The 17,669-nt window shown below is 72.3% G+C and carries 16 protein-coding genes and 1 pseudogene; 10 read left to right on the top strand and 7 right to left on the bottom strand.

What is annotated here, in order from left to right; genetic code table 11:
* Positions 1-81: 81 nt before the first annotated feature.
* Together OG439_RS21975 and OG439_RS21980 are read left to right on the top strand one after the other, a co-directional pair.
* Positions 82-1,965 carry a Na+/H+ antiporter gene (locus OG439_RS21975; protein ID WP_326951216.1) on the top strand — a complete coding sequence of 628 codons (1,884 nt, stop codon included), beginning with the start codon at positions 82-84 and terminating at the stop codon, positions 1,963-1,965.
* A gap of 10 nt (positions 1,966-1,975) precedes the next feature.
* Positions 1,976-2,662 (top strand): histidine phosphatase family protein, encoded by a 687-nt coding sequence (locus OG439_RS21980; protein ID WP_326951217.1) that lies wholly within the window; start codon positions 1,976-1,978, stop codon positions 2,660-2,662.
* On the opposite strand, the gene OG439_RS21985 is transcribed toward OG439_RS21980, so the two are convergent.
* Together OG439_RS21985 and OG439_RS21990 are read right to left on the bottom strand one after the other, a co-directional pair.
* Complete coding sequence (locus OG439_RS21985) at positions 2,646-3,389, bottom strand: ABC transporter permease (protein ID WP_326951589.1); 744 nt, start codon at positions 3,387-3,389, stop codon at positions 2,646-2,648. The two genes, OG439_RS21980 and OG439_RS21985, sit on opposite strands and share 17 nt — an antisense overlap.
* Before the next feature lie 17 nt (positions 3,390-3,406).
* The gene (locus OG439_RS21990; RefSeq protein WP_326951218.1) at positions 3,407-3,898 is read right to left on the bottom strand and encodes an MmpS family transport accessory protein; all 492 of its coding nucleotides are present in this window, start codon (positions 3,896-3,898) and stop codon (positions 3,407-3,409) included.
* Positions 3,899-4,088: 190 nt separating this feature from the next.
* Between OG439_RS21990 and OG439_RS21995 the strand changes: the two genes are divergently transcribed.
* On the top strand, positions 4,089-4,520 hold the full coding sequence (locus OG439_RS21995; protein ID WP_326951219.1) for a YybH family protein: 432 nt from the start codon (positions 4,089-4,091) through the stop codon (positions 4,518-4,520).
* A gap of 174 nt (positions 4,521-4,694) precedes the next feature.
* On the opposite strand, the gene OG439_RS22000 is transcribed toward OG439_RS21995, so the two are convergent.
* Positions 4,695-5,117, bottom strand: coding sequence for an NUDIX hydrolase (locus OG439_RS22000; RefSeq protein WP_326951220.1), 423 nt, complete (start codon positions 5,115-5,117; stop codon positions 4,695-4,697).
* 9 nt (positions 5,118-5,126) lie between these two features.
* Here OG439_RS22000 and OG439_RS22005 point away from each other — a divergent pair, with 9 nt between their 5' ends.
* The 4 genes from OG439_RS22005 to OG439_RS22020 all read left to right on the top strand — a co-directional run bounded on the left by OG439_RS22005 (position 5,127) and on the right by OG439_RS22020 (position 8,846).
* A complete protein-coding gene (locus OG439_RS22005) occupies positions 5,127-5,840 on the top strand; it encodes a helix-turn-helix domain-containing protein (RefSeq protein WP_326951221.1) in 714 nt (237 codons plus the stop codon).
* 104 nt (positions 5,841-5,944) lie between these two features.
* Positions 5,945-6,922, top strand: coding sequence for a LacI family DNA-binding transcriptional regulator (locus OG439_RS22010; protein WP_326951222.1), 978 nt, complete (start codon positions 5,945-5,947; stop codon positions 6,920-6,922).
* Between the two features lie 634 nt (positions 6,923-7,556).
* Positions 7,557-8,138 carry a DNA-binding protein gene (locus tag OG439_RS22015; RefSeq protein ID WP_247054136.1) on the top strand — a complete coding sequence of 194 codons (582 nt, stop codon included), beginning with the start codon at positions 7,557-7,559 and terminating at the stop codon, positions 8,136-8,138.
* A gap of 51 nt (positions 8,139-8,189) precedes the next feature.
* Positions 8,190-8,846: an RES family NAD+ phosphorylase gene (locus OG439_RS22020; protein ID WP_326951223.1), complete on the top strand. Its 657-nt coding sequence runs from the start codon at positions 8,190-8,192 to the stop codon at positions 8,844-8,846.
* A 13-nt stretch (positions 8,847-8,859) separates the two neighbouring features.
* Here the strand turns inward: OG439_RS22020 and OG439_RS22025 are convergent, their stop codons facing one another.
* From OG439_RS22025 to OG439_RS22035, 3 genes are read right to left on the bottom strand one after another with little or no spacing between them, the layout of a single operon-like run.
* Positions 8,860-9,192 (bottom strand): hypothetical protein, encoded by a 333-nt coding sequence (locus tag OG439_RS22025; protein ID WP_247054140.1) that lies wholly within the window; start codon positions 9,190-9,192, stop codon positions 8,860-8,862.
* Positions 9,193-9,240: 48 nt separating this feature from the next.
* The gene (locus OG439_RS22030) at positions 9,241-11,196 is read right to left on the bottom strand and encodes a S9 family peptidase (RefSeq protein ID WP_326951224.1); all 1,956 of its coding nucleotides are present in this window, start codon (positions 11,194-11,196) and stop codon (positions 9,241-9,243) included.
* A 52-nt stretch (positions 11,197-11,248) separates the two neighbouring features.
* Positions 11,249-12,211 carry a TerC family protein gene (locus tag OG439_RS22035; protein ID WP_326951225.1) on the bottom strand — a complete coding sequence of 321 codons (963 nt, stop codon included), beginning with the start codon at positions 12,209-12,211 and terminating at the stop codon, positions 11,249-11,251.
* A 315-nt stretch (positions 12,212-12,526) separates the two neighbouring features.
* Here OG439_RS22035 and OG439_RS22040 point away from each other — a divergent pair, with 315 nt between their 5' ends.
* The 3 genes and pseudogenes from OG439_RS22040 to OG439_RS22050 all read left to right on the top strand — a co-directional run bounded on the left by OG439_RS22040 (position 12,527) and on the right by OG439_RS22050 (position 17,133).
* Complete coding sequence (locus tag OG439_RS22040) at positions 12,527-15,388, top strand: alpha/beta fold hydrolase (protein ID WP_326951226.1); 2,862 nt, start codon at positions 12,527-12,529, stop codon at positions 15,386-15,388.
* The gene (locus OG439_RS22045; protein WP_326951227.1) at positions 15,385-16,317 is read left to right on the top strand and encodes an ABC transporter permease; all 933 of its coding nucleotides are present in this window, start codon (positions 15,385-15,387) and stop codon (positions 16,315-16,317) included. The genes OG439_RS22040 and OG439_RS22045 overlap by 4 nt, the downstream gene beginning before the upstream one ends.
* A gap of 61 nt (positions 16,318-16,378) precedes the next feature.
* Positions 16,379-17,133, top strand: a pseudogene (locus tag OG439_RS22050) (enoyl-CoA hydratase/isomerase family protein).
* Here OG439_RS22050 and OG439_RS22055 read toward each other — a convergent pair.
* Entirely contained in the window at positions 17,130-17,633 is a 504-nt protein-coding gene (locus tag OG439_RS22055; protein WP_247054153.1) for an SRPBCC family protein, read from the bottom strand. The pseudogene OG439_RS22050 and the gene OG439_RS22055 overlap by 4 nt on opposite strands.
* Positions 17,634-17,669: the final 36 nt, after the last annotated feature.

Raw genomic sequence — 17,669 nt, forward strand, 5'->3', positions numbered from 1 at the left:
CCACTCGCTGAGCCAGGGAGGATTCAACCAGAACCGACCCGCGCGGCACACCGCCACGGCGGTCCGGGTGATGATTACCCCGTGCACATCGCGGCAGAGATAGTGGCCCTGGTCGTGACCGTCCTCGTCGTCAGCGCGCTCGCGCGGCGGCTGGACTGGTCCGCACCCCTGTGCCTGATCGTCGTCGGCGTCGGCGCGTCCTACGTGCCGGGCGTGCCTGAATACCACCTGGACCCCGAGGTCGTGCTCCTCGGCCTGCTCCCGCCGCTGCTGTACTCGGCGGCCATCCAGACGTCCCTCGTGGACTTCCGGAAGAACCGCGGCGCGATCGGGCTGATGTCGGTCGGGCTGGTCGTGTTCACCGCCTTCGGCGTCGGGCTGGTCGCCTGGGCCGTGGTCCCCGACCTGCCGCTGGCCGGCGCGATCGCGCTCGGGGCGATCGTCGCGCCGCCGGACGCGGTCGCCGCCAGCGTCGTCGCCCGCCGCGTCGGCATGCCCCGCAAGCTGATCCGGCTGCTGGAGGGCGAGAGCCTGTTCAACGACGCGGCCGCGCTGGTCGCGCTGCGCACGGCCATCGCCGCGCTGGCCGGCTCGGTCAGCATCTGGCAGGTCGGCGCCGACTTCCTGCGCGCGGCCATCGGCGGGATCGTGGTCGGTCTGGTCATCGGGTTCGTGGCCGCGTTCATCCGCGCGCGGATGAACGAAGCGGTGCTCGACACCGCGCTGTCGTTCGCGGTGCCGTTCATCGCCTACATCCCGGCCGAGGCGATCCACGGGTCCGGGGTGCTCGCGGTGGTCGTCGCCGGGCTGATCCTCGGGCACAAGGCCCCGAAGATCCTCTCCGGCTCGGCGCGCCTGGCCAGCAGGCTGAACTGGCAGACCATCGCGTTCCTGCTGGAGAACATGGTCTTCCTGCTGATCGGCCTGCAGCTGCGGCGGATCCTGTCCGAAGTCAGCGAAACCGGGTTGTCGCTGGGGTTGCTGACCTGGATCTGCGTCGCGGTGCTCGGCGCGACGATCGCCACGCGGATGCTGTGGATGCTCGGGATCGGCACCGTGAAACGGCTGGAACGGCGGCTCATCCCGAAGCGGCAGCAGGCGAAGATCTGGCCGTGGCGCTACTCGGCGGTGATCTCCTGGGCGGGCATGCGCGGGGTCGTCACGCTCGCCGCCGCGTTCGTGCTGCCCGCCGACACCCCGCAGCGGGCCGTGCTGGTGCTCGCCGCGTTCGTCGTCGTGGCCGGCACCCTCGCCGTGCAGGGCATGACGCTGCCGCCGCTGATCCGGCGGCTGCGCCTGCCCCGGCCGGACCCGGCGGAGGACGCGCTGCAGGAGGCGTCCGTGCTGCACGACATGACCACCGCGGCCCTGCTGAAGCTCGAGGAGATCCAGCAGCCCGACGACCCGCCCGAGATCATCCAGCGCATCCGCGACCGGCTGCAGAACCGGTCCGACTCGGCGTGGGAGCAGCTGGGCCGCCAGAGCGTGCTGGCCGAGACGCCCAGTGACGCCTACCGCCGGCTGCGGATCCAGCTCCTCGAGGTCGAACGCGACCAGTTCCTGAAGGCCCGTGCCGCCGGCAGCGCCGACGACGACGTCCTGCGGAAGGTCCTGGAGCGCCTCGACATCGAGGAGTCCATGCTCGACCGCGCCGAGGAGGAACCCGAGGTCGAGGGCCGCGAGCTGCGCACCCCGGCCGCGACGGCCGGCTCGTGCAAGCACCTGGCCCACGAGTGGGTCGACAAGGACCCCAGCTCGCCGGACACCTGCGCGGCCTGCGTCGAGGAGGGGACGACCTGGGTGCACCTGCGGATGTGCCTCAAGTGCGGCAACGTCGCGTGCTGCGACTCCTCGCCGCGCCGCCACGCGACCCGCCACTTCCACGAGAGCCGGCACCCGGTGATGCGCAGCTTCGAGCCGGGCGAGACGTGGCGATGGTGTTTCGTGGACAAACAGCTCGGCTAGGGTCGGGGCCATGAGCACGCCCGAGCAGGAGATCGAGTACCGGCAGCACCGGTTCACCCCGCCGTCCGGCGCCACCGAGATCTTCCTGGTCCGGCACGGCGAATCCGCGCCGGCCCGGGCCAGCACCCCGTTCGACCTGGTCGACGGCCAGGCCGACCCGGACCTCGCGCCGGAAGGCCGCGACCACGCCCGGCGCGTCGGCGACCGGCTGGCCGGTGAGCGCATCGACGCGATCTACGTGACGACACTGCGCCGCACGGTGCAGACCGCCGCGCCGCTGGCCGAGAAGCTGGGGATCACCCCGGTCGTCGAGCCGGAGCTGCGCGAAATCCACCTCGGCGACTGGGAGAACGGCCTCTTCCGGAAGTACACGACCGACGGCCACCCGATCGTCGACCGGCTGTGGGCCGAGCAGCGCTGGGACGTCATCCCCGGCGCGGAGTCCGACGAGGCGTTCGGGGCCCGGCTGCGCGACGCGCTCACCCGCATCGCCGCCGCCCACCCCGATCAGCGCGTCGCGGTCTTCACCCACGGCGGCGTGATCGGCGAGGTGTTCGCCCAGGCCGGCCGCTCGGTCGAGCGGTTCGCCTACCTCGGCGCGGACAACGGCTCGATCTCGCACCTGGTGCTGCACGGCGACAACTGGATCGTGCGGCGCTTCAACGACACCGCGCACCTCGCTAACCCGCTCGGCTGAGCTTCCCCGCCGCGACGCACTGCACGGTCACCAGGATCGCCACGGCCTCCGCGGCCAGCAGCCCGATCAGGACGAGCACCTGCGTCGTGCCCGCCTGCAGCGGGCCGGCGCCGCCGAGCAGGACACCGACGTACGCGCCGGGCAGCGTCACCAGGCCGACCGTGCGCGTCTGGTCCAGGGCCGGGATCAACGCGTGCCCGGCCGACGGGCGGCAGATCTCCAGGGCGGCCGGGCGGGGCATGAAGCCGAGGGCGAGGGCGGCTTCGTACTCGCCGTGGCGGGCCTCGAGTTCATCGAGGGCCCGGCGGGCGGCCTGCGACGTCGCCGTCATCGCGCCGCCGATGACGATGCCGGCGATCGGCACGACGGCGATCGGCCGCAGCGGGACGACCCCGGCGCCGAGGACCAGGGCGAGCACGGGCGCGACGCCGGCCGCGATCGCGAGGGCCGTCCACGGCAGGTTCGCCCAGCCGCCGGCGCGGCGCGCGGACGTCGCCGCGGCGATGCCGAACATGAGCAGCACGAACAGGCCGGTCAGCGGGTTAGAGCGCAGGATCGCGGTGATCACCAGCGACACGAGGGCCAGCTGGGCGACCGCGCGGACGGCGGCGATCAGCACCGCCCGCCCCTGGCCCAGCTCACCCCAGCGGACGATGGCGGCCCCGGCCGCGGTGAGCAGGACCAGCACCGCCACCAGGGCGGGCCCGAAGGTGATCACACCGCCGATCCTGCCTTACGCGGCTTTCAGACGGCGCAGCTGAACTGGCGTCCCGGCGCGCTCACGGCCTTGTCGGCGAGCACGACGCCGTCGACGACGATCCGGCAGCGCAGCTCGCCGGGGCCGGGGTTCTGGGCGGCGATGCTGTAGAACTCGGTGCGGTCGGCCGGGCCGACGCGGGTGAAGGTGGTCGACCACGGCGTGGCGACCTCGGTCTGCTGGGCCAGCGTCGACCCCGCGGCCGAGTAGGTGACGTTGCGGGCGCCGTTCGCGCCGAGCAGCTCGTAAACGACGGAGTGGGTCACGGTGCGGACCGCGGCCGGCGCGACGGGGGCGGCGACGGGTTCGTCCCGCACCGGGCCGCCGCCGGACCGCGGCACCACATACGACGTCACCACGAAGGCCAGGGCGAGCACCCCGAGCACGACGACGACGTTGCCCGCGGGCCGGCAGCGGCCGCGGTCCCGCTCGGCGGGCTTCGCGTGCTTCACGGGCTGGGTCACGATGGGAACACTCATGGAGAGGTCTTCTCTCGTCGAGCGCACTTCCGTCGAGTACGTCGTCTACATCTCGCCGTGACCTAACTCCGCGTTAACGCCCGATCGGCAAGAAGTCCAACTTTCACCCAATCGGGTGCGCCGCGAACCTCACATTCCCACGGGCTGCGTCGTCGTTATCAGTGAAGGTCCACAATCGAAGGGGACGACGATGACGACAACGGCACACGACGCGATCCGGCAGCAGGTCGGCAAGATCGTCGAGGGGATCCAAGCCAAGGATCTCGACGCGCTGAGGCGGATCTACGCGGCGGACGTCGTGTCGTTCGACGTCGAACCGCCGCTGCAGCACGTCGGCGTCGAGGCGAAGCTGAAGAACTGGGCGAGAGCGTTCACGTTGTTCTCGGAGGTGGCGTACGAAGTACGCGACCTGACGCTCACGGTGGGTGACAACGTGGCGTTCGGCCACTGCTTCGGCCGGCTCAGCGGCACCCTGGGCGACGGGACAGCGACGAACGGAATGTGGGTCCGGGCGACGTTCGGCTTCCGCAAGATCGAGGAAGACTGGCTGATAGTCCACGACCAGGCATCGGTGCCATTAGACATGCCAAGCGGCCGCGGCGTCGTGGACCTGGAGCCGTGAGCGGAGTGGTCAATCCACGAGCCCGGCCCCGGGCAGGCATCGCCGGCCTCGAGCCGTGAGCGATGTCGTCAATCCACCAACCCAGCTCCGGCAAGCACCCACAACATCCGCTGACCGGCGGGCGGACACGAAACGACCGCGGCATTCGTCGACCTGGAGCCGTGAGCCGTGTGGTCAATCCACCAACCCGGCGTCAGCGAGCATCCGCAGCACCCGCTGACCGGCGGGCGGGCACACCGGCGCGTCCGCCGTGCTCAGCCAGGCCGCCTCCGCGATCTCCCGCGACGGCGCCGGCTCGCCCTCGTGCGCGGCCGTGTAACAGGTCATCCGCACCAGGCGGCCGTCGGCGAACCCGTCGGCCTGCTCCTCCAGCGCGGCGAAGAACCGGAAGCTGAGCGGATCGAGCGTGATCCCGAGCTCCTCGCGGATCTCGCGGCACAACCCCGCGACGTCGCCTTCGCCCGGCTCACGCTTGCCGCCGGGCAGGTAGAACTTCGTCTTCCCGGTGGTGCGGACCGACAACAGCCGCCGGTCGCGGACGTGGATCCAGGCCAGCGAGTCGATGGGCGGCGCGAAATTGTCGGACCCCAGGTGCATGATCGGAGTATGTACGAAGAGGTCGCGCCACCCCCGCCGCTGCGGGGCGTCGCCCGCTGCGTGTGGCGGTCGGCCGCCTCGGCGCCGAAGCGGATCGTGCCCGACGGCTGCCTGGACCTGGTCGTCGGCGCGAGCGGCGTGTTCGTCGCGGGCCCGGACACCCGGGCCTGGTCGTCGGTGACCGCGCCCGGCGAGGTCATGCACGGCGTGCGGTTCACCCCGGGCCGCGCGGCGGCGGTGCTCGGCGTGGCCGCCGACGAGCTGCGCGACCACCGCGTCCCCCTGCGCGAGCTGTGGGGTCACGAGGGTGAGCTGCTCACCGAGCGGCTGCTTTCCGGCGAACTCTCCCCGGCGGCCGCGATCGCCACCCGATTGCCGGACGCCCCACCGCCCGACCCCGCGGTGGCGGCACTGGTCGCCCGGCTGGACGCCGGAGCCACCCGGGTCACGGAAGCCGCCGGTCAGGTCGGCGTCGCCGAACGCCGGCTGCGGCGGCGCTTCGTCCAGGCGATCGGCTACGGGCCGGCCACCTACCTGCGGGTGAGCCGGTTCCAGCGCGCGGTCTCGCTGGCGATGCGGGCGCCGGGGCTGGCCGCGCTGGCCGCCGCCGCGGGGTACGCCGACCAGGCCCACCTCAGCCGGGACGTCCGGGCCCTGACCGGCCTGACCCCGCGCGCCTACTTCGCCGGGCGGTCCACAGTGGACGAGGTCCGTTCGGCCTAACGGCGAGGGTGCCCCGGCCCGGATCGGTGAGCGGACGGTGAACGACCACCGGGAGCGCTATCCTCCCCCTCGAAGTGTGACCAGGGCTTCGATCGGGAGGGCGTGTGGCCACCATCAGTGACGTCGCGGCGAGGGCCGGCGTCTCCACGGCGACCGTGTCGCGCGCGCTCAACGGCAAGTCCACAGTGGACCCGACGCTGGCCGCGCGGGTGCAGGAAGCCGCCACCGAGCTGGGCTATCACCCGAACGGGCTGGCCCGGAACCTGCGCCGTCAGGAGACAGCGGTGCTCGCGCTGATCATCTCCGACGTCGAGAACCCGTTCTTCACGGCGATCGCGCGCGGTGTCGAGGACCTCGCGCAGCGGTCCGGGTACTCGGTGGTGCTCTGCAACTCCGACGAGAACGAGGACAAGGAGCGGCGCTACATCGAGGTCGCGCTGCAGGAGCGGGTCGCCGGGGTGGTGCTGTCCCCCACCGGCCGGTCGACGAACGTCGAGGGCCTGCACCGCCAGGGCACGCCGCTGGTGGCGGTCGACCGGCCGCTGCCGGAAGCGGCGGGCGACCAGGTCTTGGTCGACACGCGCCACGCGGCGGCGGAGGCGACCCGGCACCTGCTGGCGGGCGGCTACGACCGCGTCGGCTGCTTGACCGGCCCCGCGGGCGTCCGCACGGCCGACGACCGCCTAGCGGGCTACGCCGACGTCGTCGGCGAGGAGAACGCCGTGTTCCGGCGGGCGGAGTACCGCGCGGAAGGCGCCCGCTTGGCGGCGCTGGAGCTGCTGGACGAGCCATCCCCGCCGGACGCGCTCCTGATCGCGAACAGCACGATGGCGATCGGGGTCCTTGAGGCCCTGTCGGCCCGCGGCCTGCGTTCGGGCCGCGACATCGGCATCGTCTCGTTCGACGACGCCCCGTGGACAACCCTGATCGACCCACCCCTGACGGTGGTCGCCCAACCGGCGTACGAGGTAGGCCGGGTAGCGGCACAGCTGCTGCTGGCCCGGATCGCGGACAGCACCCGCGACACGACGACGACCACGCTGGAAGCACGTTTGATCGAGCGAAAGAGCTCCCGCCGCTGACCCGCCCGACCCCCTCGCACACCTGAGACCAGCTCCCGGCAGCGTCGGCGCGCGCACCCAACGGGTCGGCTCACGCACACAGCCAGTCGGCCCGCGCACCTGGCGGTCAGCTCGGCTGCGTATCCAGACGGTTGGGTCGCGTGCCTGGACTGTCGACCTGCGCACCTGGAGCGTCGGGTCGCGTACCAGACTGTCGGCTCGCGTACCCAGACAGTCGGCTCGCGTGCCCGGAGCGTCGAGTCGCGTAGCCGGAGGCTCGAGGCGCGGGCGTTCGGCATGAACTCGCAGCGAAGCTGGACCGGGGACAGACGTGCCTGGGGGGCCGGCTCGTGCCAGGCCCCCCAGGCACGCCCCACCCCCTGTGTCCCCCATGACCGGCGCCAACTCGCCGGATCCTGTGAGCACGGAGCGGAAATCGTTTACTCACACGGAACCTAAGTCGGCGGAGGCGGAGTGTCAAGCGCATGGGCGACTGGACAACCTCGCCCGATACGGGCAAACTTTGCGGAAGTTGCCTACTCAACGTGTTGGATGATGTGCGTAAAGTGTCGATCTCTGGTGAATTCGCCCACAGATAGGGCACGAACCCGCACGAACCCGCACAGTCGCGCTGTTTCGGGTTAACCTGAGCGGCATGTCTGTAGCGCTGGAGAACATCCTCGCCAAGGCGGGTCTGAAGGTCGACGCGAACGAGTTCCTCACGCTCGTCGAAGACGCCGCGCGCAGGCTTTCCCCACCGAATCCCGATCCCTCGCACTACTTCTCGGCCGATCAGCGCGCCGCGCTCACCGATGTCGGCCTGGATCTCTCGCCGCGGCGGGAAGAGGAACCGGACTTCCGGGCGCGCACCGTCGCCGCCCACGCCGTGCTCGCCGAAGGCGCCCTGAGTGTCAACGAAGCGGCGAAGACCCTCGGGGTCGACGACAGCCGCATCCGGCACCGCCTCAAGGAAGGCCGGCTGACCGGCTGGAAGGACAGCGGCTGGCGGCTCCCGGCGTGGCAGTTCGCCGGCTCGGGGGTGCTGCCCGGTCTCGAGGTCGTGCTCAAGGCCCTGCCCGAGGACCAGCCCGCGCTCGTCGTCGCCGCGTTCATGAGCACTCCCCAACCCGATCTGGTGATCAACGACCACCCGGCGACCCCGCGCCAGTGGCTCCTCTCGGGTGGTGACCCGGAGCACGTCGCGCGCCTCATCGCCACGCTCGGCTCGCCGTTCTAGGCTGGACCTCCCCGAGCAAGATCACCGACAAGGACGGACCACCCCCGACCCATGGCCCGGCTACCGCTGCCGCCCGCCCGATCCGTCCTGGTCCGGCAGCTGAATCGCGCCAGTGACGTGGTGACGGTCCAGCCCGCGACCAGGCTGGTGCGGATCTTCACGGCGCACGGCAACCACCCTCAGCAGTGGAACTCGTTCCGCTACACCGGCCCGCTCCCGCACGGCCGGTTCGACCAGCAGTCGCCCGGCCGCGGCGGCGCGCCGGTCACCGACCCCGCCAACGGGGTGCTCTACTTCGGCCTCACCGTGCGCACGTCGATCGCCGAGGTCTACCAGACCAGCTCGACGGTCGATCGCCGCACCCGCGGCCCCCGGCTGGTCGTGGTCCGCCCGACCCGCACGCTGCGCCTGCTCGACCTGACCGGCCTGTGGCCGACCCGCGTCGGCGCGTCGCAGGAGATCTCGAGCGGGCCGAAGAAGCTGACGCAGGCCTGGGCCCGGGCGATCCGCGCCGCCTTCAGCGACCTCGACGGCCTCTGGTACCGCTCCTCGATGGACTCCGGCGACCCGGCGATCTGCCTGTGGGACCCGCCGGCCGGCGCGGCCCTGCCGATCGCGCCGGACGTCCTGCTGCCGCTCGACCACCCGGGCCTGGACGTCCCGCTCGGCCGCGTCTGCGAAGAGCTGAACTACACGCTGCTGAACTGAGCGCCGGGCCCGCTCAGCCGAGCGTGCCCCGCGGGCAGACGAACCCGACGATCTCCGACGCGATCAGCCCGGCCTGCTCGGCCGGGTCGGCGTCGAGGATCGCGCGCGTCTCCGCCTCCGACGTCCGGAAGAACGCCACCCCGGTCACCGGCAGCGCGGCCGACGGCTCCGGGATCGCGCCCGCGAGCCGCAGCGACCCGGCCGCCTGCTGCTGCCGGGCGGCCGCGAGGTGGCGGGCCCGCAGCTCACGAGCCATCTCCTCGGAGATCTCGTCGGCGCGGGGTCCCTTGCGGAACAGCACCATGCGCCAGGTCTCCAGCTCGAAGTCCACCTCGGGCAGCGTCATGGGTACGAAGATTCGCAGGCGGCCGGGGCCGGGACAAGACCGGTGCGATTACAGGTGCCGCGCCCACCACTCGAGGATCGCGTCGAACCGCTGGACGCGGTGACGCGGCCGGCCGGAGCGGGACAGCTCGTGGCCTTCGCCGGGGAACAGCAGGAACTCCGCGTCCGCGCCGGCGCGCCGCAGCGCGACGAACATCCGCTGCGCCTGCTCCAGCGGGCAGCGCCAGTCCTCCTCGGAGTGCACCACCGCGAACGGGATGCGGATCTTGTCCGCGTAGCTGAGCGGGCTGCGGTCGCGCTGCACCTCGGGGTCGGCGCCGATGTAGGAGTCGACGAACGTGTAGCCGATGTCGGAGCTGCCGGCCATCGAGTCCCACGCGTTGACCGCGCGCTCGCTCCACGCCGCGCGGAACCGCTCGCCGTGGTGGGAAGCCAGCCAGCTCGTCATGAACCCGCCGTACGAGCCGCCCATGATGCCGACGCGCGAGGCGTCCAGGTCCGGGCGCTCCAGCGCCTTGTCGAGCAGGGCCAGGACGTCGTCGGCGTCGACCGTGCCGAAGGCGTGGGTGATCGCGTGGCCGTGCTGCTGGCCGTAGCCAGCCGAACCACGCGGGTTGCCGAGCACCACTGCGTAGCCGGCGGACGCGAACACCTGCGCCTCGTCGAACACCGCCCAGTCCTGCTGGGCGAACGGGCCGCCGTGCACCACGCGCAGCACCGGGTGCGGGCCCTCGCCTTCGGGCAGCACCAGCCAGCCGTGCACCGGGTAGCCGTCCGGCGCGGTGGTCTCCAGCTCGAGGACCGGACGGAGTCCCTTGTCCCGCAACGGCTTCGAGTAGTCGGTCAGCACCCGCGGGGCGACCGCGCCGAGTACCACGAGGTCACCCGAGGTCTCCAGGGTGGCGACGACCGCCGCGATCACCGGACCGTCCACAGTGAACGACCGGACCGCGGAGCGGTCCGCGTAGACCACGGTCAGGTCCGCCAGCGGCGCGTCGACGGCGTCGAGCGGGACCGCGCGCAGCTCCACCGCGCCGCGGTTGCGGACGGCCACGAGCACGTCGCCCTCGCGCGGCGCCGGCGGCCCGGCGGACGCCTCGCAGTCGACCGTCTCGATGTCGGTGAGCCGGCGGGCCTCCACCGGTCCGGCGCCGAACGCCGGCGTCGCGGCGTAAAGCCCCGTCGCCGCGGCTTCGCGGTGGTCCTCGAAGGACTGTCCGAAGTAGAACAACGTGCCACCGGGGCCGAACACCGGACGCTCCGAGTACCCCTCGCCGCGCACGAGGACCTCGGGTTCGCCGCCCTCGGCGGAGATCGCGCAGATGTCGCGCACGTCGCTCTCGGCCGCGTCCCAGTCCGGCGCCGCGGTGAAGACGATCCGGCTGCCGTCCGGCGTCCACACCGGCTGGGCCGGTTCGAACTCGCCGGAGGTCAGCGGTTCCAGGGCCGGCTCGTCGCCCGCTTCGAAGGCCGCCACGGCGTCGACGGCGAACAGGCGCTGCACGCGGTCGCGGAGGAAGCCGATGTCGTCGATCCGGTAGTCCATGCGCGTGATCCGGCGCGGGGCCTCGGCCGCCGGTTCCGGCGTCTCGCCGTCGGCGTCTTCGGTTCCGTAGCGACCGGCCTCGGGCACCCGCGCGACGAAGGCGACGCGCCGCGAGTCCGGGGCCCACACCGGCTCGCCGACGCCGAGGTGCAGCGACGTGAGGCGCCGCGCGTCACCGCCGTCGGCCGGCATCAGGTGCAGCTGCGGGCGCCCGTCGGCCCCCTCGCCCTCGCCGGCGCGCAGGAACGCCACCCAGCGCCCGTCCGGGGAGATCGACGGCGCCGAGTCACGCGGACCGTGCGTCCACGCGGACTCGCCGCCGTCGAACGACACGCGCCGCAGCGCACTGTGCGCGGCGTTCGTCTTCAGGTCCGGGTTCTGGACGGCGGTCAGCAGCAGGTCTCCGCGCAGGGCGGGACGGCCGGGAACGACGAGGTTTTCGATGTCGGCAGGGCGCACCCGTCCGACGGTACCCGAATCCCTTAGCGGTGCGAACGACTTTCGTCGGTCGTCACGCGGTCACCTGTTTGCGCTCGTCGCGCCGCGCCTTCGCGAGGCTCGTCACCGTCGTGACGGTGAGGACGACGATGATCACGCCGAGGGAGATCCAGTTGTTGATGTCCAGCCAGTCCGGCACCACGTGGTACTCGTGCAGCGCGTGCAGGAACAGCTTCGCGCCGATGAACGCGAGGATCACGGCGAGGCCGTAGGTCAGGTAAACGAGCTTCGTCACCAGGCCGCCGAGCAGGAAGTACAGCTGCCGCAGGCCCATCAGCGCGAACGCGTTGGCGGTGAAGACGAGGAACGCCTCCTGCGTGATGCCGAAGATCGCCGGGATCGAGTCGACGGCGAACAGCAGGTCCGCGGAGCCGATGGCCACGATCACCAGCAGCATCGGCGTGATCATCCGCTTGCCGTTGATCTTCACGGTGTACTTGTGGTCGTGGTAGTCGTCGGTGACCGGGGCGATCTTGCGGACCTGCCGGGTCACGGCGTTCTCGTGGTACTCCTCGTCCTCGCCCTTGCCGCGCAGCATGCTGATCGCGGTCCAGACCAGGATGGCGCCGAAGAGGAAGAACACCCAGACGAACTGCTCGATCAACGCCGCGCCGACGGCGATGAACACACTGCGCATCGCCAGCGCCAGCAGGATCCCGACCAGCAGCACGCGGTGCTGGTGGATGGCGGGCACCTTGAACGACGCCATGATGATCATGAAGATGAACAGGTTGTCGACGCTCAGCGAGTACTCGGTGATGTACCCGGTGAAGAACTCGACACCCGGGTCGTGCCCGGCGAAGAACCACACGCCGGCGCCGAAGAGCACCGCGCAGGACACGTAGAAGACCACCCAGCGCGCGGCCTCACCCGTGGTGACCGCGTGCGGCTTGTGATCGACGATGACCAGGTCGAGCGCGATGAGCGCGAGCAGGCCACCGATCGTGGCGATCCACAGCCACAGGGGGACAGTCATGGAACCAGAACCTCCGGATAGCGCGCATGAGCAACTAACCGGAGGTCTCTTCCGCCGGTGCGAACACCGGCCGACGGTGCCGGGGGCGCAAGGCCACCGTGCTGACGACACCGCCGCGAAGGAATACTCCCCTCACAGCGCGTCCAGTTTGCCGGTTCTCCCCGCCCGAGCGCCAGCCGGAATCGCGCACGTCACCAGGTTGGTCCTGTAATTCCGGTCACTTCGGTCCACCAGGTGGTCCCGAGCGTGTGATCAGCGTGTGATCGACGTGAGTTGCGGAGGGCACTCTCAGGAAACTTCACATACGGTCACCCCGTGCCCCGACTCCCGCTCCCGCGCTCCCGCCGCGGCCGCCTCACCGCGCTCGGCGCCGTCGTGGTGGTCCTGGCCGCCGCGACCGTCCTCTGGGCGACGCGCGACACGGCCCCGTCCGCGGTGCCCACCCAGGACGCGCTGATCGACATGCCCGCCGCGCCGGGTTCGGCCGACCAGGTCAAGATCGACACGACCACCTACCTGCCCGCCTCCGTGCCCGCGCCCGCGGTGCTGCTCGCGCACGGCTTCGGCGGCGACAAGACCAGCGTCGCCGACGACGCCCGCGAACTCGCCCGGAAGGGCTTCGTCGTGATGACGTGGTCCGCGCGCGGGTTCGGCAAGAGCACCGGCAAGATCGGGCTGAACGACCCGGACGGCGAAGTCGCCGACGCGAGCCGGCTGATCGACCGGCTCGTCGCGCAGCACCAGGTGACCACGGACAGCAGCGGCGACCCGAAGATCGCCGTCACCGGCGCGTCCTACGGCGGTGCGCTGTCGCTGCTGCTGGCCGGCACGGACAAGCGCGTCGACGCGATCGCGCCGGTGATCACCTACAACGACCTCGGGCAGGCCCTCGTCCCGAACGCGGCCGCCCCGAAGGCACCGGCGGCGGGCACCCCGGCCGCCGGGGCGTTCGCGACCGACGGCGTGTTCAAGAAGAGCTGGGCCGGCATCTTCTTCTCCGCCGGCTCCGGCCCCGCCTCGAGCGGCGCGCCGTCGGCCGACGCGCCCGAAGCCGGGCAGGCGACCGACACCGGGTCTACCGGCGCGGCCGGCGCCGCGGCCGCCGTCCCGGCCGCGCCTTCGGGCGGGGGCGGGCCCCGCGCCGGGTCGGCCGACCCGTGCGGCCGGTTCACCGCCGCCGTCTGCAAGGCCTACACCGAGCTGGGCACCACCGGCGCGTCGAGCCAGGCGAGCCTCGACCTGCTGCGCCGCGTCTCCCCGGTGTCCGTGACGAGCAAGATCACCGTGCCGACGATGCTGGTGCAGGGCGAAAGCGACACCCTGTTCGGCCTCGACCAGGCCGACGCGACCGCCCGGCAGATCACCGCGGCGGGCGGCAAGGTCAAGACCGTCTGGTACACCGGCGGCCACGACGGCGGCAAGCCCGGGCCGCAGCTGCGCGGGAAGATCGGCGACTTCCTCTGGACCGCCGTCACCGGCGGCGACCCCGGCACCGGGTTCAGCTACGACGTCCAGGGCACGTTGCGCGCCAACGGAACGCCGTCGGTGCGCACGGTCAACGCCGCCGCCTACCCCGGCCTGACCGGCCCGGCCACCGAGCGGCGGCTGCTGCCGATGTCCGGCCCGGTCCAGCCGGTCGTGCGCCCGGCCGGGGCGAACCCCGCGGCGGTGAGCGGGATCCCCGGGCTCAACGGCCTCGCGAGCAGCACGTCGCGGCTCGGCGCGCTGTTCAGCAACGACCCGCCCGGCCAGGCCGCGCAGTTCACCACCGCGCCGGTCGACGGGCAGGTCGTCGTCAGCGGCGCCGCCACCGTCCGGCTGCAGGTCGCCGCGGACCCGGCGCAACCGCAGCCGGAAGCCGTGCTGTTCGCGAAGCTCTACGACGTCGGCCAGGACGGCTCGCGGGTGCTGCCGGCCAACGCGATCGCCCCGTTCCGGGTGAGCGGGCTGCCCGCCAACGGCAACCCGGTCGAGGTCACCGTGACGCTGCCGGGCATCGTCCGGCCGATCGAGGGCGGGCACTCGCTGCGGCTGGTCGTCGGCACCACCGACCAGGCGTTCGCCGCGCCGGCCGCGCCCGCGGTGTTCCGCGTCGCGCTCGCCGGCGGCGGCACCGCGCTGGCCCTGCCGGTCGTGCCCGGGACGTCGGTCGGCACCCCGGCCCCGGTCGGGCAGATCGTCGGCATCGCCGTCACCCTGGCGATCGCCCTCGCCGCGGTGCTGTTCGCGGCCCTGCGCCGGCGCCGGGCGACCGACGTCGACCCGGAACTGGCCACCACGCCGCTGGTCATCGAGGGCCTGCGCAAGACGTACGCGGGCGGGTTCGTCGCCGTGAACGACCTGTCGTTCCGCGTCGAACCGGGCCAGGTGCTGGGCCTGCTCGGGCCGAACGGCGCGGGCAAGACCACCACGCTGCGGATGCTGATGGGCCTGATCACGCCGACCGAAGGCAGCATCCGCGTGTTCGGCCACAAGATCACCGCCGGCGCGCCGGTGCTCTCGCGCATCGGCTCGTTCGTCGAGGGGTCCGGCTTCCTGCCGCACCTGTCCGGCCGCGAGAACCTCCGGCTGTACTGGGCGAGCACCGGGCGGCCGGCGGAGAAGGCGCACTTCGGCGAGGCACTGGAGATCGCCGGGCTCGGCACCGCCGTCGACCGCCGGGTGCGGACCTACAGCCAGGGCATGCGGCAGCGGCTGGCGATCGCCCAGGCGATGCTCGGCCTGCCGGAGCTGATGGTGCTCGACGAGCCGACCAACGGGCTCGACCCGCCCCAGATCCACCAGATGCGCGAGGTGCTGCAGCGCTACGCCGCGACCGGGCGCACCGTGGTGGTGTCCAGCCACCTGCTGGCCGAGGTCGAGCAGACCTGCACGCACGTCGTGGTCATGCACCGCGGCGCGCTGGTCGCCTCGGGTGAGGTCGGCGAGCTGGCCGCGGCCGGCGGCGAGGCGACGTTCCGGGTCGACGACCCGGCCGCGGCCGCCGCGGCGCTGAAGGCGATCGCCGGGGTCAGCACGGTCGACGTCGAAGGCGATCTCGTGCACGCCGATCTCGACGGGCTGCCGCGGGCCGAAGCGGTCGCGGCCCTGGTCCGCGCCGGGGTCGCCGTGGAGCAGGCCGGGCCGCGGCGCCGGCTGGAAGACGCGTTCCTGCAACTGGTGGGAGACCAGTCGTGAACAGCTCGAACTCAGGGGTCCACACGGACCCGCACGCGCTGGACGAGCTGAGCGACCTCGCCTCGAGCGAACACGCCGGGGTCGGGCCGGACGGCGCCGTCGCGGGCTACTCCGCGCGGCGGACGCTCGGGCTCGGCGTCGAACTCCGGCGTCAGCTCAAGCGGCGGCGGACGCAATTGCTGCTCGGCTTCGTCGCGATCCTGCCGTTCATCCTGGTGATCGCGTTCGAGGCGGGGCAGTCGAACCCGAACCGGCGCAGCGGCGGGTTCGTCGACCTGGCCACGGCCAGCGCGCCGAACTTCGTGGTGCTGGCGCTGTTCGTGTCGGGCACGTTCCTGCTGCCGATGATCGTCGCGCTGTTCTTCGGCGACACGATCGCGAGCGAGGCGTCCTGGTCGAGCCTGAAGTACCTGCTGGCGATCCCGGTGCCGCGGCACCGGGTGCTGCGCCAGAAGGCGATCGTGTCCGGGCTGCTGTCGGCGGCGGCGCTGATCCTGCTGCCGCTCGTCTCGCTCGGGGTCGGCGTCATCTGGTACGGCGCGGGCGACGCGATCAGCCCGACCGGCGACGCGGTGTCCTTCGGCGACAGCCTGCTCGCCATCGCACTGTCCACTGTGTACATCATCCTGCAGCTGGCCTGGGTGGCCGGGCTCGCGCTCGCGCTGAGCGTGACGACCGACGCCCCGCTCGGCGCGGTCGGCGGCGCGGTGCTGGTGGCGATCCTGTCGCAGATCCTCGACCAGATCACGGCGCTGGAAGGTCTGCGCAACTACCTGCCGACGCACTACGGGTTCTCCTGGATGGACCTGATCTCCACCGACGTCGACTGGACGAACCTGGCCAGCGGCCTGCTGTCGGCGACGATCTACGGCGCGGTGTTCTTCCTCTACGCGGGCCGCCGGTTCGCCACGAAGGACATCACCAGCTGAGGCGGCCCGGCCGGGCGGTTTCCGCTCGGCCGGGGTCGTCCCGGCGCGGTACGGTCGGGCCGTGCCGATCACCCTGGAGAGCCAGTCCGACGTCGCCGTGCTCCGGATCGACCACGGCAAGGGCAACACCCTCGACACCGATTCGTGCCGGACCTCGTGCTGCGGCTGGAGGAAGCCGGCGCCGCCCGCGCGGTGGTGCTGACCGGCACCGGCGGCATCTTCTCCGCAGGCGCCGACCTCCGGCGGATCAGCGACGGCGGCGCCGCGTACGTGTCCGAGTTCCTGCCGCTGCTGTCGGACGCGCTGCTGGCGGTGTTCGGCTTCCCGCGTCCGGTCGTCGCGGCGCTCAACGGCCACGCGATCGCCGGCGGCGCGGTCCTCGCCGCGGCGTGCGACCACCGCGTGCTCACCACCGGGCCCGGCCGGATCGGCGTCACCGAACCTCTGGTCGGGCTGCCGTTCCCGCTCGCCGCGCTGGAGATCCTCCGCTGCGCGTACGGCACGACACCACTGCCGTCGCTGACCTACTCGGGCGCGACCGTCGGCGGCGAGGACGCGCTCACCCGCGGTCTGGCCGACGAACTCGCGCCGCCGGAGGAGGTCCTCGAGCGGGCCGTCGCCATCGCGGCCCGGCTCGGCGACCTGCCCGCCGAGCCGTTCGCGCACACCAAGGCCCAGATCCGGCAGCCCTACCACGAGCGGATCGCGGAGTACCGCCACGCCGACGACCCGCGGATCGAGCGGATGTGGCGGGCGCCCGAGGCGCTCGGCGCCGTCAAGTCCTATGTGGACAAGGTGCTGGACAGCCGCGCTTAGACCGCGCGGACGCCGGACTCGGCGAGGGACTTGATGCCTTCGACCGTCCGCTGCATGTTGTCGTGCAGCTCGCCCAGGCGCATCGCGACGATCTCTTCTTCGTGCTCCGGCATCGAGCCGATGATGGTCGTCAGGTTGGACGGGCCCGGGCCGATCTGGGCCCACTGGCGCAGGATGGTGCCCTCGCCGTCCGGGACCAGCTGGAACTTCCACGACGCGGCCGGGTCGGCCACGTCCATCACGGCCCACGCGAAGAGCCGGCCGGGCTCGAAGCCGGTGATGGTCGAGACCGTCTCCCACTCCCCCGCGACGGGGTGGGAGTTGCGGCCGCGGAACTGGGCGCCGAGGCCGGGCGCGCTGCCTTCGAGCCAGCCGCCGCCCTGGAACTCGGTGGAGAAGCGGGCCGGCAGGTCGACGTCCAGCAGCCAGTGCCAGACCTCGGCCGGCGACGCCTCGATGCGGACCTCGACCTGGGTGGTCGGGCAGTCGGAAACCTTCATGGCGGACCCCTCGCTCGATGCCGGTGCCTTCTGGAT

The sequence above is a fragment of the Amycolatopsis sp. NBC_01307 genome (assembly GCF_035975215.1).
Taxonomy (GTDB): Bacteria; Actinomycetota; Actinomycetes; order Mycobacteriales; family Pseudonocardiaceae; genus Amycolatopsis.

What these genes read in the sequence shown, in the direction of transcription:
- OG439_RS21980 (WP_326951217.1), top strand. Translation starts at nt 1,976, where the DNA reads ATGAGCACGCCCGAGCAGGAGATCGAGTACCGGCAGCACCGGTTCACC.
- OG439_RS21990 (WP_326951218.1), bottom strand. Translation starts at nt 3,898, where the DNA reads ATGAGTGTTCCCATCGTGACCCAGCCCGTGAAGCACGCGAAGCCCGCC.
- OG439_RS21995 (WP_326951219.1), top strand. Translation starts at nt 4,089, where the DNA reads ATGACGACAACGGCACACGACGCGATCCGGCAGCAGGTCGGCAAGATC.
- OG439_RS22000 (WP_326951220.1), bottom strand. Translation starts at nt 5,117, where the DNA reads ATGCACCTGGGGTCCGACAATTTCGCGCCGCCCATCGACTCGCTGGCC.
- OG439_RS22005 (WP_326951221.1), top strand. Translation starts at nt 5,127, where the DNA reads ATGTACGAAGAGGTCGCGCCACCCCCGCCGCTGCGGGGCGTCGCCCGC.
- OG439_RS22015 (WP_247054136.1), top strand. Translation starts at nt 7,557, where the DNA reads ATGTCTGTAGCGCTGGAGAACATCCTCGCCAAGGCGGGTCTGAAGGTC.
- OG439_RS22020 (WP_326951223.1), top strand. Translation starts at nt 8,190, where the DNA reads ATGGCCCGGCTACCGCTGCCGCCCGCCCGATCCGTCCTGGTCCGGCAG.
- OG439_RS22025 (WP_247054140.1), bottom strand. Translation starts at nt 9,192, where the DNA reads ATGACGCTGCCCGAGGTGGACTTCGAGCTGGAGACCTGGCGCATGGTG.
- OG439_RS22035 (WP_326951225.1), bottom strand. Translation starts at nt 12,211, where the DNA reads ATGACTGTCCCCCTGTGGCTGTGGATCGCCACGATCGGTGGCCTGCTC.
- OG439_RS22055 (WP_247054153.1), bottom strand. Translation starts at nt 17,633, where the DNA reads ATGAAGGTTTCCGACTGCCCGACCACCCAGGTCGAGGTCCGCATCGAG.